The 13,591-nt window shown below is 69.2% G+C and carries 13 protein-coding genes and 2 tRNA genes; 4 read left to right on the top strand and 11 right to left on the bottom strand.

Annotated features, from left to right (window positions below):
* The 5 genes from R6V09_RS30300 to R6V09_RS30280 form a co-directional block, all read right to left on the bottom strand.
* The coding region (locus R6V09_RS30300; protein ID WP_317884639.1) for a glycosyltransferase family 39 protein at positions 1-1,698 on the bottom strand (1,698 nt) is incomplete at its 3' end.
* Positions 1,695-3,200 carry a bifunctional glycosyltransferase family 2/GtrA family protein gene (locus R6V09_RS30295; protein WP_317884638.1) on the bottom strand — a complete coding sequence of 502 codons (1,506 nt, stop codon included), beginning with the start codon at positions 3,198-3,200 and terminating at the stop codon, positions 1,695-1,697. The genes R6V09_RS30300 and R6V09_RS30295, both read right to left, overlap by 4 nt.
* A gap of 13 nt (positions 3,201-3,213) precedes the next feature.
* Complete coding sequence (locus tag R6V09_RS30290; protein ID WP_317884637.1) at positions 3,214-4,875, bottom strand: HAMP domain-containing sensor histidine kinase; 1,662 nt, start codon at positions 4,873-4,875, stop codon at positions 3,214-3,216.
* Complete coding sequence (locus R6V09_RS30285) at positions 4,872-5,612, bottom strand: response regulator transcription factor (RefSeq protein WP_317884636.1); 741 nt, start codon at positions 5,610-5,612, stop codon at positions 4,872-4,874. The genes R6V09_RS30290 and R6V09_RS30285 overlap by 4 nt, the downstream gene beginning before the upstream one ends.
* Before the next feature lie 203 nt (positions 5,613-5,815).
* Positions 5,816-6,694, bottom strand: a complete 879-nt coding sequence (locus tag R6V09_RS30280) for an amidohydrolase family protein (protein WP_317884640.1) — start codon at positions 6,692-6,694, stop codon at positions 5,816-5,818.
* A gap of 421 nt (positions 6,695-7,115) precedes the next feature.
* Between R6V09_RS30280 and R6V09_RS30275 the strand changes: the two genes are divergently transcribed.
* Entirely contained in the window at positions 7,116-7,442 is a 327-nt protein-coding gene (locus R6V09_RS30275) for a hypothetical protein (RefSeq protein WP_317884635.1), read from the top strand.
* Positions 7,443-7,566: 124 nt separating this feature from the next.
* Here the strand turns inward: R6V09_RS30275 and R6V09_RS30270 are convergent, their stop codons facing one another.
* Complete coding sequence (locus tag R6V09_RS30270; protein WP_317884634.1) at positions 7,567-8,466, bottom strand: DUF2797 domain-containing protein; 900 nt, start codon at positions 8,464-8,466, stop codon at positions 7,567-7,569.
* A gap of 301 nt (positions 8,467-8,767) precedes the next feature.
* Here R6V09_RS30270 and R6V09_RS30265 point away from each other — a divergent pair, with 301 nt between their 5' ends.
* Positions 8,768-9,322 (top strand): hypothetical protein, encoded by a 555-nt coding sequence (locus R6V09_RS30265; protein ID WP_317884633.1) that lies wholly within the window; start codon positions 8,768-8,770, stop codon positions 9,320-9,322.
* 169 nt (positions 9,323-9,491) lie between these two features.
* Complete coding sequence (locus tag R6V09_RS30260; RefSeq protein ID WP_317884632.1) at positions 9,492-10,265, top strand: hypothetical protein; 774 nt, start codon at positions 9,492-9,494, stop codon at positions 10,263-10,265.
* A 7-nt stretch (positions 10,266-10,272) separates the two neighbouring features.
* Here R6V09_RS30260 and R6V09_RS30255 read toward each other — a convergent pair whose 3' ends face one another.
* A complete protein-coding gene (locus R6V09_RS30255) occupies positions 10,273-11,226 on the bottom strand; it encodes a phosphotransferase family protein (RefSeq protein WP_317884631.1) in 954 nt (317 codons plus the stop codon).
* The gene (locus R6V09_RS30250) at positions 11,226-11,633 is read right to left on the bottom strand and encodes a DUF3592 domain-containing protein (protein WP_317884630.1); all 408 of its coding nucleotides are present in this window, start codon (positions 11,631-11,633) and stop codon (positions 11,226-11,228) included. The genes R6V09_RS30255 and R6V09_RS30250 overlap by 1 nt, the downstream gene beginning before the upstream one ends.
* 348 nt (positions 11,634-11,981) lie before the next feature.
* Here R6V09_RS30250 and R6V09_RS30245 point away from each other — a divergent pair, with 348 nt between their 5' ends.
* Positions 11,982-12,155: a nuclear transport factor 2 family protein gene (locus R6V09_RS30245; protein ID WP_317884629.1), complete on the top strand. Its 174-nt coding sequence runs from the start codon at positions 11,982-11,984 to the stop codon at positions 12,153-12,155.
* A gap of 343 nt (positions 12,156-12,498) precedes the next feature.
* Here the strand turns inward: R6V09_RS30245 and R6V09_RS30240 are convergent, their stop codons facing one another.
* The 3 genes from R6V09_RS30240 to R6V09_RS30230 form a co-directional block, all read right to left on the bottom strand.
* Positions 12,499-12,720: a hypothetical protein gene (locus R6V09_RS30240; RefSeq protein WP_019073270.1), complete on the bottom strand. Its 222-nt coding sequence runs from the start codon at positions 12,718-12,720 to the stop codon at positions 12,499-12,501.
* A gap of 180 nt (positions 12,721-12,900) precedes the next feature.
* Positions 12,901-12,973, bottom strand: a tRNA-Arg gene (locus tag R6V09_RS30235).
* A 196-nt stretch (positions 12,974-13,169) separates the two neighbouring features.
* A tRNA-Ser gene (locus R6V09_RS30230) sits at positions 13,170-13,260 on the bottom strand.
* Between the last annotated feature and the right edge of the window lie 331 nt (positions 13,261-13,591).

Genomic DNA, 13,591 nt, shown 5'->3' with positions numbered 1-13,591 from the left:
GGGCATCGTGCCCGTGCCGCCGGTGCGGTTGCCGCCGCCGAAGCCGCCTCGGCCGCCGCCCGGGCCACCGCCGCCACCCATCATGCTGGCGCCGGCCGGACCGGCCGTCGGGATGGAGCCGGTGTGCGCGGAGTTGACCGTGGAGAGCGTGTACGCCGTAGGACCGGCCAGGCCCGCCACGATGCTCAAGCCGACTGCCGCGAGGGCGAGTTGGCGGCCGATCTTCGCGACGAAGATCAGGCCGAGCGCGCCGGCCAGGGAGCCGAGGAGGACCAGCCACTTCAGCCAGGGCAGGTAGTCGGGGGTGCGGTTCAGGAGGACGTAGCCCCAGACGCCGGCGGCAACTACCGCCGCCGCCAATGTGATTGACGCCCAGATCTCGCTGCGCTTCTCCCACAGGGAACCGGCGCCGATGCCGATGACGGCGGCCATGTAGGGGGCGAGCGCGATCGTGTAGTACTGGTGGAAGATGCCGGCCATGTAGCTGAAGACGACCAGGGTCGTCACCAGCGAGCCGCCCCACACGAGCATCGAACTGCGCCTGACCGACGTGCGGTTGAGCTTGCGCGTGGCCACCAGGCCCGCGACCAGGAGGATCAGCGCGGTGGGCAGCAGCCAGGAAATCTGGCTGCCGATCTCGTCGTTGAACATCCGGTTCCAGCCGGTGGCACCCCACATGCCGGTGCCCGTGCCGCCGCCTCCGCCGCCGACGCTGCCCGTCTCGTCGCCGCTGAGGCGGCCGAACCCGTTGTAGCCGAAGGTCAGTTCAAGGAAGCTGTTGTTCTGCGAGCCGCCGATGTAGGGGCGCGAGGACGCCGGCCACAGCTCGACGAGCGCGACCCACCAGCCGGCCGCGACGACCAACGCGCCGGTGGCCAGGCCCAGTTGGGCGAACCTCTTCTTCACGCTCACCGGCGCGCACACCGCGTAGACGATGGCCAGCGGCGGCAGGATCAGGAAGGCCTGCAGGGTCTTCGACAGGAACGCGAAGCCGATCGCGACTCCGGCCCACACCAGCCACTTCGTACGGCCGTCCTCCAGGGCCCGGACGACGAGGTAGCAGGCGGCGGCCATCAGCAACGCCAGCGCCGCGTCAGGGTTGTTGAAGCGGAACATCAGCGCGGCGACCGGGGTGAGCGCCAGCACGGCGCCCGCGATCAGACCGGCCTGGGGGCTGTGCCGACGGCGTACCGCCGCGTATACGACCGCGACCGTGCCGACGCCCATGAGGACCTCGGGGACCAGGATCGCCCACGAGTTGAGGCCGAAGATGCGGACCGAGATCTCCATCGGCCACAGGAAGGCCGAGGGCTTGTCGACGGTGATCGCGTTGCTCGCGTCGAGCGAGCCGAACAGGAACGCCTTCCAGCTCTTGCTGCCGGCCTGAACGGCCGCCGAGTAGAAGGAGTTTGAGTAGCCGGACGCACTCAGGTTGTAGAGGTAGAGCAGCGCGGTCGCGAGCAGCATGCCCCAGAAGGCGGGGCGCGCCCAGCGCGGGTCCTCGGGCCGGCCGCGCCACAGGCGGCGCCCGAGCGGCTGCTTCGGCTCGCCGGCCCCGGGGGCCGGCGTGTGCGACTCCACGACAACCGGCTCGCCCACGGCCGTATCTCTGCCGGTGTCACTGCCACCGGTCGGCGCCCCCCAGGACGAGGGGCCGCCTCCTCCCGGATAGGTCGTCTGATCGGTTTCGGTGGTCATCGGGGATCCCTCGGATCGGTGTCGTGGGGACGCACCGGCTGCAACTGCATCGTCGCGTCCCTCCAGGTGCCGTCCGCGGCTTCACCGGCGCGGAACTGGGTGGTGGTGTCGTACGACCCCTGGTGAGCCTGGGGCTGCTGCCGCTGGGGCAGCGGGGCGTACGAACCGGGGTACTGCGGGTTCTGCGGGTGGTGCGGTGCCGTCGAATAGGTCGGCGACGAAGGGGTGTTGAGGGCTACGACCGTCGAGTCGTCGGCGCTGTCGCCGCGGTCCGGGAACACCCAGGCGCGGAAGAGCAGAAAGCGCAGGACGGTCGCCGCGAGGTTGGCGGCCACCAGGACCGCGAGTTCGGTGGAGTGCGCCGGGTTGCTGCTGGCCGCGTTCAGGGCGGCGAGCGAGCCGCTGGTCAGCGCGAGGCCGATGGCGAAGACGACCAGGCCCTGTGCCTGGTGGCGTACGGCGCCGCCCCGGCCGCGGACCCCGAAGGTCAGCCGGCGGTTGGCAGCCGTGTTGGCGACCGCGGAGACCAGCAGCGCGAGCGCGTTGGCGACCTGTGAGCCGCCGAACTGCCGGAAGAGGCTGTAGAGGACCAGGTAGAAGAGGGTGGAGAGACCGCCGACCACACAGAACCCGACGAGCTGGCGGGCCAGCCCCTTGGGCACGTCCTGGATGTCGCGGTCGCGCGGGTCGTCGCCGAAGGGCCGCGTGACGCGGTCGAGCGGCAGCGAACCGGAGGCCAGGGCCTTGCCCACGCGCCACACTCCCTTCAGGTCCTCGGTCGCCGTCTTGACGATGTGGACGGTCGAGTTCGGGTCGTCGACCCAGTCGACCGGCACTTCGTGGATGCGCAGTCCGGCACGCTCGGCCAGCACCAGCATCTCGGTGTCGAAGAACCAGCCGGTGTCCTCGACGAGCGGCAGCAGCGCCTGGGCCACATCACGCCGGATCGCCTTGAATCCGCACTGGGCGTCCGAGAAGCGGGCCTGCAGCGAGCCGCGCAGGATCAGGTTGTAGGTCCGGCTGATGAACTCGCGCTTGGCGCCACGCACGACACGCGACGAGCGGGCCAGCCGGGAACCGATCGCCAGGTCGGAGTGACCCGAGATCAGCGGCGCCACCAGGGGGAGCAGCGCGTTGAGGTCGGTGGAGAGGTCGACGTCCATGTAGGCGAGGATCGGGGCGTCCGAGGCGGACCAGACGGTGCGCAGTGCTCGACCGCGCCCCTTCTGCTCCAGCCGGAAGGATTTGACCTCCGGGATTTCCGACTCCAGCCGCGCGGCCACCTGAGGGGTGGTGTCGATCGACGCGTTGTCCGCGATGGTGATGCGGAACGCGTACGGGAACGTGCGCTTGAGGTGCTCGTGCAGTCTGAGCACACATGGCTGGAGGTCCTTCTCCTCGTTGTAGACGGGGATCACTACGTCCAGGACAGGCGTACCGGCGTCTCCGGCCGGGAGGTGCTCCCGCGCCGGCAGGGTGCCGGGAGAAGAGTCGGTTCGCATGAACCGACTCTCCTCAAGCGCCCTGTTGCACCCATGTGGTGGCACTGTGCTGTGCCTGTGAGTGCGATTGCCAATTCGTTTCGGGGGCGGGCGTGGGCACAGCGGGTGCAAGCGCGGGCAGATGCACGGTGAACACAGTGCGTCCGGGAACGCTGTCCACGGTGACCGCGCCGCCGTGTGCGGTCGCGACCGCCTGCACGATGGCGAGGCCCAGACCCGTCGATCCCGTCGAGCGGGAACGCGCCGAGTCGCCGCGCGCGAACCGCTCGAAGACGTGCGGCAGCAAATCCGGCGGGATGCCCTGACCGTTGTCCTCGACGTCCACACACATCCACGGCCCACGTCTCTGCACGCGTGCGGTGATCGTCGTACCCGGCGGAGTGTGCTTGCGGGCGTTGCCGAGCAGATTGACCAGCACCTGCTGGATACGGGCCGCGTCCGCCGACACGAGGGCGGGTTCGTCGGGCAGGTCGAGCCGCCAGTTGTGGCCCATGCCGGCCGCGCGCGAGTCGCTGATGGTGTCCACGACGAGCGGGATCAGGTCGGTCTGGTCGAACTGGAGCGGTCTGCCCGCGTCGAGGCGGGCGAGGAGGAGCAGATCCTCCACGAGGAGGGTCATGCGGCCCGCCTCGGACTCGATCCGGCCGAGGGCGTGCTTGGTGTCTGGCCCAGTCTGTTCACGCCCGCGACGGGTCAGCTCCGCGTAACCGCGGATGGAGGCGAGGGGCGTCCGCAGCTCATGACTGGCGTCCGCGACGAACTGCCGTACCCGCATCTCGCTCTGCTGGCGGGCGTGCAGGGCGCCGTGCACATGGTCGAGCATCCGGTTGAGCGCGGCGCCCACCTGGCCGACCTCGGTATGCGGGTCGGTCTCGGACTCGGGGACCCGTTCGTTCAGGGTAACTTCGCCCGTGTGGAGGGGGAGTTCGGAGACCCGGGTGGCGGTGGCGGCGACCCGGCGGAGGGGGCGGGTGGCGACACCGACGAGGACGTAGCCGGCGATGGCCGCCGCTACCAGGCCTGCGGCGGTGACGCTGATCTCGACGAGGATCAGGGTGTTGATGGTGTTGGTGACCTCGGAGGTCGGCAGGGCGATGTAGTACGAGTCGCTGCCGTCGTCGCTCGTGGCGTACTGAACGCGGTACTCCCCGAGGCCGGGGACGTCCACCGAGTGGTCCTTGTGATCCTTCGCCACGGAGGCGATGGCCGCCTTCTGCGCCGCGTTGAGGGTGTCGGCGGCCATGCTTTGGAAGACGCCGTTGTCGTCGCGCTTCTGCTCGGCGATCGCGGCGCTGACGATCTTGCCGTTCTGCACGTACGCGGCGATGGTGGTGGGTTGCGTCGGGGGGGTGTTGACGAACTTCGCGGCCTTGGCACTCGCCGGCGTGGCGTCGTCCTTCGCCGGCGCGTTGTCACCCGATTTGTCACCCGGGCTCTGGCCCGACCCGGGGGGCTTGCCGTCCAGGCGATTGCCGACCGCGCGCCTCGCGGCGTCGTCCACCTTGCTGTCGAGCTGCGTGTACAGGTGATCCTGCAGGGCGATCGTCGTCACCGTACCGATCACCGCACACACCACCGCGATCAGTGTCACGGACGCGACGACGAGCCGGGTCCGCAGGGTGCGCGGCTTACCCGCTCGTTTCTTCTGCGCACGCGGCCGTCGTCGCCCGCTCATGAGGCCGCGGGCTTGATCAGGTAACCGGCACCGCGTCGGGTGTGGATCATCGGCTCACGTCCCGCGTCGATCTTCCGGCGGAGGTACGAGATGTAGAGCTCGACCACATTGGCCTGCCCACCGAAGTCGTACGACCACACACGGTCGAGGATCTGTGCCTTGCTGAGTACACGACGGGGATTACGCATGAGGAAGCGCAACAGCTCAAACTCAGTGGCGGTGAGGTGGATGCCGTCCCCGGCCCGCGACACCTCGTGGCTGTCCTCGTCGAGGGTGAGGTCACCCACGACCAGCACGGAGTCCGAGCGGCGGTCCGCCGCACCGGAGCGGCGGATCAGCCCGCGCAGCCGGGCCACGACCTCTTCGAGGCTGAAGGGCTTGGTGACGTAGTCGTCGCCGCCGGCGGTGAGACCCGCGATCCGGTCCTCGACCGCGTCCTTCGCGGTGAGGAACAGAACCGGAACGTCCGGCAGCTCACGGCGCAGCCGTCCAAGGACGGTCAGACCGTCCATGTCGGGCAGCATCATGTCGAGAACGACGGCGTCGGGCCGGAACTCGCGCGCGGTCTGGATCGCGCCGGTTCCGTCACCCGCGCTGCGGATCTGCCAGCCTTCATAGCGAAGGGCCATGGAAAGCAGCTCGGTGATCGACAGCTCGTCGTCCACCACAAGCACTCGGACGGGGCTCCCGTCCGGCCTCAGCAGTTCGGTGCGCCCCTGGGGCGAGGTCGTGGTCATGGTGGACACGTTGTCGTGGTCCTCTAAGAGCACGCTTTCTAGAGTCTGTGATTTTCCTGAGAAACACACAGGGGCCTCTCAGGGAACACCTTGGAATCGCTTGCCCTGCACTTATCCCGTTCCGCACACGGCGCCCGCGGACCTGTGCGTTCCGCCGGTGCCGCCTCGGCCTCCCCTGTATCCCCTCAACCTCCTCGCCGCCCTCACAGTCCGAACAGTCCCGCCCCGTTGTGATGGCACACGGCCCGCAGCCAGTCGTCCCCGAGGCCCAGCCGCTCCAGGGCGTGCAGCTGGTGCAGATACGGATACGGAATGTTCGGGAAGTCGCTGCCGAGTAGAACGCGGTTTCCGAGGGCGGCCAGCCGGGGGAGCGCACGGGGCGGAAAGGGGGCGAGGCGTTCGCTGAAGTCCGTGAACGCCATCGTCGTGTCCAGCCGCACCTCTCCGTACCGCTCGGCGAGGCCGAGGAAGTCCTCGTACTCCGGCATTCCCATGTGCGCGACGACCAGCCGCAGCCGCGGGTGTCTGGCCAGCACGCGGGCGATCGGCTCGGGCCCGGTGTGCTTGCCGGGTGCGGGTCCGGAACCGCAGTGGATCACGACCGGTGTCCCGGACTCGGCGAGCAACCCCCAGGCGGGGTCGAGGAGTTCGTCGGCCGGGTCGTACGCCCCGACCTGCACATGCGCCTTGAAGACCCGCGCGCCGGAGTCCAGCGCCTCCCGGACGTAGTCCTCAACTCCCGGTTCCGGGAAGAGAGTCGAGGTGTGCAGACAGTCGGGGGTGCGGGCGGCGAAGTCGACGGCCCAGCCGTTGAGCCACTGGGCCATGCCGGGCTTGTGCGGGTAGAGCATGGCGGTGAAAGCGCGTACTCCGAACTCCCTTATCAGCGCGACCCGTTCCTCTTCCTCCTTCCGGTACGTGATCGGCCACTCAAGGGCTCCGCCGGTCGACGGCCCGAGCGCGTCGAAGAAACCCCAGACCTTGTGCAGCACCCGCTCGGGCATGAAGTGGGTGTGCACGTCGACGAGGCCCGGGAGCCCGAGCCGCCGCCAGAACCTCCGCACCGACTCCGCCTCGGCCATGAACTCGCTCTCCACCTCGGTCACTCGCCTTTCTCGAACCCGTCGCCGTGCTCGGCCCTCACCCTGTGCGGCGCCCTCGGACCGCCTTCGCGGTCGACGCGAAGCCTGTGGACCGGCTTGCCGCAACCTTGATCGAAATCGGATTGACAGGCTTTCGGCCGCGCTACGAGACTCGGATCGGATGATCAGAGTCGTCACATTCATTGAACAGGGCTGACCACCCTGTCGAACGGACTCCGAAGATCAGCACGAAACGGGGAGAGACGAAATTCTGCGGTGCGCAGTCGGCGGTAGATTTGGCAGGTTCCTGGCAAGTTTGTCACCCACGGAGATCGACCACCCACTCGGCAGCCTCCCCGCCCCTCATCAACCGCCGCGGAGTCAGGCTGTCCCGCGGCCTCGCCCAGGAGGTTCGATCCCCATGCGCAGCAAGCTCGGTGTGGCACTGGCAAGTGCCGCCGCACTCATCGCCATCGGTGGCACGGCGGCGCCGGCGTCCGCAGTCGAAATGCAACCCATGAGCAAGCACACGGGCACGTCCGGTTGCTTCAACTGGTCGTGGGCCGACGGCGACGTCACGACCACCGTGTACTTCCACAACACGTGCAACCGGACCGAGTGGATAGACATCACGTGGACCCACGGCGGCGGCGAATACACCGCTCCGTACCTGGCCGGAACGAAGGACAGCTTCAAGGACTACGGCAGCGTCAAGAGCATCCGTGACGCCGGACCCTGGACCGGGTGAACCGGCGGTCGATGGGCACGGGGGCCTCGGTGATGGGCGAATTCCCATCACCGAGGTCCCTCGGCTCTACGGCGCCGACAGGGCGGCGGCGCCGTGGGAACTCGCTCGGACGCCGATCACCGCATCACCACAACCCGTCCTGAAGATCGACCACCGACTTCTTGAACTCCCTTACCGGCACGGTGAATTCATCCGTGTCGCCCCCGGCCGGGATCAGCTCCCACCCCGTCATCAGCCGGGTGTCGAGCACCACCACACCCTGCCCGGTCGCGAGGTGGAGATCCGGTCCCGCGGCGGCGATCACCTCCCCGCTCACCACCCCGCCCGCGATCAGCCCGCTCACCTCGCCGACGGCGGCCGGCAGGTCCCTGAGGCCGAACGCGTCGACGTGGTCCACGGGTTGGTACGGCTCGCGGCGGAGCGACTCCGGCCATTCGCGCAGCGCGAGAGCCCGTGTGTGCAGGTCGGCGATCTCGGCCGCGCGCTCCGCCGCCGAGCCCGGCAACGCGGAGCGGACGGCGCGCTTCTCGCCGTAGGGAATCCGGTCCGGTACCCGCAGTGCGGCGCGCAGGAGTTCTTCCGAGCGGCGGGCTGCCATCAGTGGGCCGAGGCCCAGCCAGCTGAAGCAGACGGCGCCCTGCTCAAGCAGTCGCGCGGAGCCGCGCTCTTCGGCGGTGATGCCGACCTTGAGCAGGCCGGGGCCGAACCAGGCCAGATATACGTGGTACGGCCGCGGGTCGTCCGCGATCGTGTCGGCGGCCACCGAGTGCGCCCGGTCCAGCCGCGCGCACTCCTCGCACCGCGCTCCCGTGCCGCGCTCCGGCACGGCCGCCCGCACCGGACAGGGATTCCCCCGCGCTCCCACGCATGTCCGCCCGCCCCCTTCCGCGACCTCGAAGGCCACCCGCTTCCCCCGGGGCAGCGGGCTTCCGCGCCCGCCGTCCCACTTCAGCTCGGGACCGCCCACCGCCCATCGGAGTCCCGAGCACTTCCACATCCGTGCTGCCCGTGATGTCTGTGCCATCCCTCACGAGATTAGAGGGCGCCACTGACAACCGCCTCAGCCTGCGGTTTCACCGACCGGGGCGGTCTCGCGAGGCACGACCGCGTACTCCTCGACCGCCCGCCCCCGCGACAACTGGCCGACTGGTTCGCGCGGACGTCGACGCCGGGGGGGGTAAACCCGACCCCGTTGGTGGAGCCCGCTACACCAACGGTTCGGGAGACGGCGTCATCGTGCCCGCAGCCGTACGACGGCATCGTTGATCTCAGCCGGTCAGGAGGACCGGCGCAGGTCGAACGGCCGCCGTACGGAGGGAAATCCCATGAAGTCGCCGCTCTCGCAGAAGCAGGGAAACGCGACCGACGGGAACGCGAGGACCGAAGGGAACACTGGGACCGCCGTGGCCACGAAGAACACTCCCGGTCCGTTCGCGTCCTTCGTCAGGTTCGTGGTGTGCGGGGGCGGGGTCGGGGTGCTGTCCAGCGCCGCGGTGCCGCTGCTCGCCGCGCTGATGCCCTGGGCGGCGGCGAACGCGCTGATCACGGTCGCCTCGACCATCCTCTGCACCGAGCTGCACGCCCTGTTCACCTTCGGTACCGGACGCCGTCCCGGTCTGCGTGAGCACTGGCAGTCGGCGGGTTCGGCCACGGCGGCCTACGCGGCGACGTCCGTCGCGATCCTCGTCCTCCACACGGTCCAGGCCTCCCCCGGCATGCTCACCGAACAGATCGTCTACCTCACCGCCTCGGGCCTCGCCGGCATCGGCCGCTTCCTGGTCCTGCGCCTGTTCGTCTTCGCCGACCGCGGCACACCGGCCACCGTCGCGATCCCGGTACGACCGGTGCCGGCGACGCCCGTGTTCAGCGCGGCGGCGTAGCGGCGTAAGGGGCCGAAACCTCCACGGCCTATGCCGGTGCGTCAGATTCTGGGAGCATTCAGACAGATTCGGATCCAGGTGCCAGATCCAGGTGCCGGACCCAGGTGCCAGATCCAGGTGCCGGATCCAGGTGCCAGATCCAGGTGCCGGATCAAAACGGGGGTCTGCCGTGAAATCCGCTCTCAAGCTCCCTCTCGTCGTCCCGCTCTCCGCGGTCCTCGTCGCCGGATGCGGCGGCTCCGGAGGCTCCGGCGACTCGGGTGCCGCGTCCAGAACTCCGACGACCACCGCATCGGCGGGAATCCCGGGCTGTGCCCCGGAGTGCCTCTCGGGGCTTTCGGACCCCGGAAGCCTGCCTGCGGGCCCGCACCGGACGTCACACTTCTTCAACGGGCAACTGACGGTGACCTTCGCGGGACGGTGGGAGAGTCACGAGGACCAGCCCGTCGAGTTCTCCGTTGCGCCGGAAGGCAGTTGGGATCTGCACCGGGTCCTGTTCTGGTCCGATCTCATCCCCGTGGGCAAGGACCAGAAGCGTGCCGCCGGAGTGCCCAGCACCGCACCGAAACTGGTGGCATGGCTCAGCAGCCGCCCGAACCTGACGGTCTCCAAGCCCCGGAGCGGCACGATCGGCACCGACGCTCTCCCCGCGCAGGTAGTCGACATCGCGATCTCCGGCAAGGCGGTGAACGAGGCCTCCGACTGCCCGGCGCGGGCCTGCGCTGACTTCCTGACCTGGCCGAACGCCGGAGACAACATCTACGGCATCGCCGAGCCCGCGGTGCTACGGCTCTATCTGTCCGACGTCGAATACGGAGGCAAGAGCCACCTGTTCGCCATCGGGATCGAGGGGCGGGACCAGGCCGACCTCAAGGTCTTCCTCCCCGACGCGGAAAAGTTGATCGCCGGCGCCGACGCCCCGGTCGGCCCGGCACCCTCATGACTCGCTGTCACTGCCACCGCGGCCCGCGCCCCAACAGCGCGGCGCACCAACGGAAGTGGCCGTCGGTCCCGTCCGAGGAGAACAGGTCGTAGGTCGTCAGGGCGTAGGCGCGCTGGTAGAGGGCGAGCGTGTCCGGGGCGTGGTGGAGTTCCGCGGCGAACAGGCGGGTGAGCGTGGTGGTGTGCGGCTCCGCGTACGGCCCGTACATGTCCCACACGGCGGCGGTCACGGCGGCCTCGAAGGCCGGGTCGCCGGCGGTGGTGAAGAACCCGAAGTCGAGTACGGCCGTGGGGGCGCCGGTGTCGTCGACGTGGATGTTGGGCGGTACGAGGTCGCCGTGCACGACGGAGACGAAGGGGCTGTCCGGCAGCGCCACCAGGGACTCCGTGGTCGCTCGCACGATGGCCGCGAGGTCAGGGACCCTGGCGGCGAGCAGGTCGCCGTGACGGCGGACGGCACGCCGGACGAGGGCGGCGAGTGCGTCGGGGAAGCGGGCGTGGCCCTCCCAGAGGGGACGGTCGTCGCCCTGGACGGTGAGGCGGTGCATGGCCTCGGTGCCGGGTACGGCGGACAACGCGCGCAGGACGGTCAACAGGGCGTCGGTCTCCCTCGCGGGCAGTTCACGGGGCGGCGCCACGAACGCCGAGTCGGCCCGGAGTGGGGTCCCTGCCAACTCACGTTCATAGGTGACGAGGACGCCCTCGTGCTCCTCGACCGCTTGGATCTCCGGCGTGGCGAAGGGCAACGACGCCGCGTGCCGGGCGATGTCGTCGTAGACCCGTCGTACGAGCTCCGGAGCGGCCGGCCGCCGCCCGCTCCACACCTTGGCGACCGTCCCGTCGCCGAGGCGGTAGACGGCGCCTTCGACACCGGCGCCGAGGAGTTGGGCTCCTGGTTGACCGCGGTCGGCGAAGTAGCGGACCCAGGCGGCGGACGGGTGGTCGGGAGGGAGCGGCACCATCAGGTGACGATGTCCCTGAACAGTCCTGCGGCCAGGAAGGCCATGCCGACTCCGGTCAACAGGGCGAAGAACGGACCGGGTTTGCCATAGCTCTCCAGACGGGCTCGGCGCGGCTTGGCCGGGTCGTACCGGACGCGTATCCGCTTCGAGCGGTCGATCGGATAGAGCCGGCCGACCTTGGATTCGACCCTGATCTCGTCGTTGTCCGGAGGGGTAAAGGCGACCTCGGGATAGAAGCGAGGGTCGCCGTCGCCGTCCGCGTCCTCACGGACGGCGACGACCTCCGCCTCGATCCACTGCCCGCGGGTGTGGAGCCGCAAGTCGGTCCACGCCTCCCTGAAGGCCCAGCACGAGAGGCCTGCGGAGATGGGGACGAAGGCCGCTTCGACGATGTGGTCCAAGGTCACGCGCGCACGCTACCGCGCCCTCTGCCCGAGGCTCCCGGGTGCGACTCCCGTTCCCGTTGGCGCCGGGTCCCGGTGGCTCGCCGTGGTGGCGGAAGGCGGTCGCGAACGCGTAGGGGGAGCTGTAGCCGACGGCGCGGGAGACGGCGGTCAGGGGGAGTTCGCCGGTACGCAGATGGTGGCGGACACCCGACGACGACATCGAGAAGGTCACCGGCCGACCGTCGGCCGCCTTCCACGACTTCGCCCGGCGCAACCGCGGCGGTGGCCGACCTGTGCCGCGGCTACGGCGAGGTGATGCGGCTGCACAGCGCGGATTGACCGGCCGTCCACCGGGATCCCGGGACGTCAGTGGTCGTACTCGAATACGCGGTGCACGGACGGGCTGTGCGCACCGGGCGGCCCTACGACAACCACGTCGTCTCCGTGATCACCGTCAAGAACCGCGAGGTGACGTACTGGCGCGACTACATGGACCCGGTCGCCGTCTTCCGTGCCATCGGATGGCCGGCGAGGGATCAGTGAAAGACCGCTACCGCTTACCCCTGAAGAGCTGGCTCGTGGTTGACGGGCTTCACCGGTACCCGGCCCTGGATGCGACTGGCCCGTCGGCCCGTCTTGCCTAGCCCGCCCGGCGGTAAGCCTCGTCCAGCTCCGAGAAGGATGCCGGCCCGTCGTCGAGCGGCAGCGTCTCGTCGTCCCCGAAATCCGGGGCCTGGAAGGGGTTCGTCGCCGGAGGGGGCGATCCCGCGTTGGCATGGCGGGACGCCCCTTCCGGGGCGGAGAACAGCGAGGTGTGTTCGATGAGAGGTCTCCCGTTCGTTACAGGCCGCCAGGACCTGGTGTGCCGTGACCGGGCACTGCGGTCCTACAGCTTGCTCATCTTGGCGTACGGACTCAGGATGCGCTCCTGAACCGAGCCGAAGTCGACGAGCACCGCGATTCCGTCCTCGATGCCGATGACCCGGCCGAGGCCGTACATGTCGTGTGTCACCTGGTCGCCCACGGCGAAATGCTTGGGGGCCGCCGCGGCCGGTGCCTTGAAGGGACTGGTGGGCAGATAGCGCTTCGGTGCAGCTGGCTTTGTCATTGCTTCCAGTATGGGCCTAGACACGCCTCTCGCTGAGGCCGTCCACATCGCTTGTTCATCACAACCTGGTCGACGACCCCGCGGACGACGCCTCGAACCACCCCTTGGACGACCTCGCCGAGGGGCCTGTCCTGCGGAAACGCGAGAAGCCCCGGATCTCTCCGGGGCTTCTCGTCGCTGTGCACTCGGCAGGATTCGAACCTGCAACCTTCTGATCCGTAGTCAGATGCTCTATCCGTTAAGCTACGAGTGCTCGGTTTTTCTCTTGTTTTCCTTCGCCGCTCCCGGCCCTTCCGGCCCGCTCGCGGCGACAGGAAGAACATTACATGACTGCCGCCGCCATGTGAAATCCGTTAGCCATACCCCTTGTGAGCTGCGGAAACGGCCTCAAAACGACCTTGTGAACGACCGAAGCCCCGGTCGCTTCGACCGGGGCTTCGGATGGGGTGCGGAGGCGGAGGGATTTGAACCCTCGATGGGATTTGCGTCCCAAACCGCATTAGCAGTGCGGCGCCATAGACCGGACTAGGCGACGCCTCCAGCAACGACCTCCCGCGCGAGCGCGGGTGGTGCGTGCAGATGATGACACAGACGAGCGGGGTGCCACCAATCGCGCCCTACGGTACTAGGCAGGCGGGCCGCAGGGCAAAGCCGTTGTTGCCGGCCGCCCTGTCCGCAACGTCCGGGGGCGGCGGGCGTTAGTCAGGTCATGTTGCAGGTCAACCGTCTCCTCGTGATCGTCGCCGCGTCCGCCGCCACCGTCGGCGCACTGGCCGCGACGCCCGCCACCGCGTCCCCCACGACCGCCCGCACCCCCGCGCCACCGCCCGTCCGTGACGAGGACTGGTCCGGCGGCGACCATCTCACCGTC

Source organism: Streptomyces sp. W16 (assembly GCF_033194735.1).
Taxonomy (GTDB): Bacteria; Actinomycetota; Actinomycetes; order Streptomycetales; family Streptomycetaceae; genus Streptomyces.
This window is presented reverse-complemented; position numbering and strand designations above follow the sequence as displayed.

Excerpts from the sequence above, each read along its gene's own strand:
- R6V09_RS30295 (WP_317884638.1), bottom strand. The coding sequence starts at position 3,200 with ATGCGAACCGACTCTTCTCCCGGCACCCTGCCGGCGCGGGAGCACCTC.
- R6V09_RS30290 (WP_317884637.1), bottom strand. The coding sequence starts at position 4,875 with ATGAGCGGGCGACGACGGCCGCGTGCGCAGAAGAAACGAGCGGGTAAG.
- R6V09_RS30285 (WP_317884636.1), bottom strand. The coding sequence starts at position 5,612 with ATGACCACGACCTCGCCCCAGGGGCGCACCGAACTGCTGAGGCCGGAC.
- R6V09_RS30280 (WP_317884640.1), bottom strand. The coding sequence starts at position 6,694 with ATGGCCGAGGCGGAGTCGGTGCGGAGGTTCTGGCGGCGGCTCGGGCTC.
- R6V09_RS30275 (WP_317884635.1), top strand. The coding sequence starts at position 7,116 with ATGCGCAGCAAGCTCGGTGTGGCACTGGCAAGTGCCGCCGCACTCATC.
- R6V09_RS30270 (WP_317884634.1), bottom strand. The coding sequence starts at position 8,466 with ATGGCACAGACATCACGGGCAGCACGGATGTGGAAGTGCTCGGGACTC.
- R6V09_RS30265 (WP_317884633.1), top strand. The coding sequence starts at position 8,768 with ATGAAGTCGCCGCTCTCGCAGAAGCAGGGAAACGCGACCGACGGGAAC.
- R6V09_RS30255 (WP_317884631.1), bottom strand. The coding sequence starts at position 11,226 with ATGGTGCCGCTCCCTCCCGACCACCCGTCCGCCGCCTGGGTCCGCTAC.
- R6V09_RS30240 (WP_019073270.1), bottom strand. The coding sequence starts at position 12,720 with ATGACAAAGCCAGCTGCACCGAAGCGCTATCTGCCCACCAGTCCCTTC.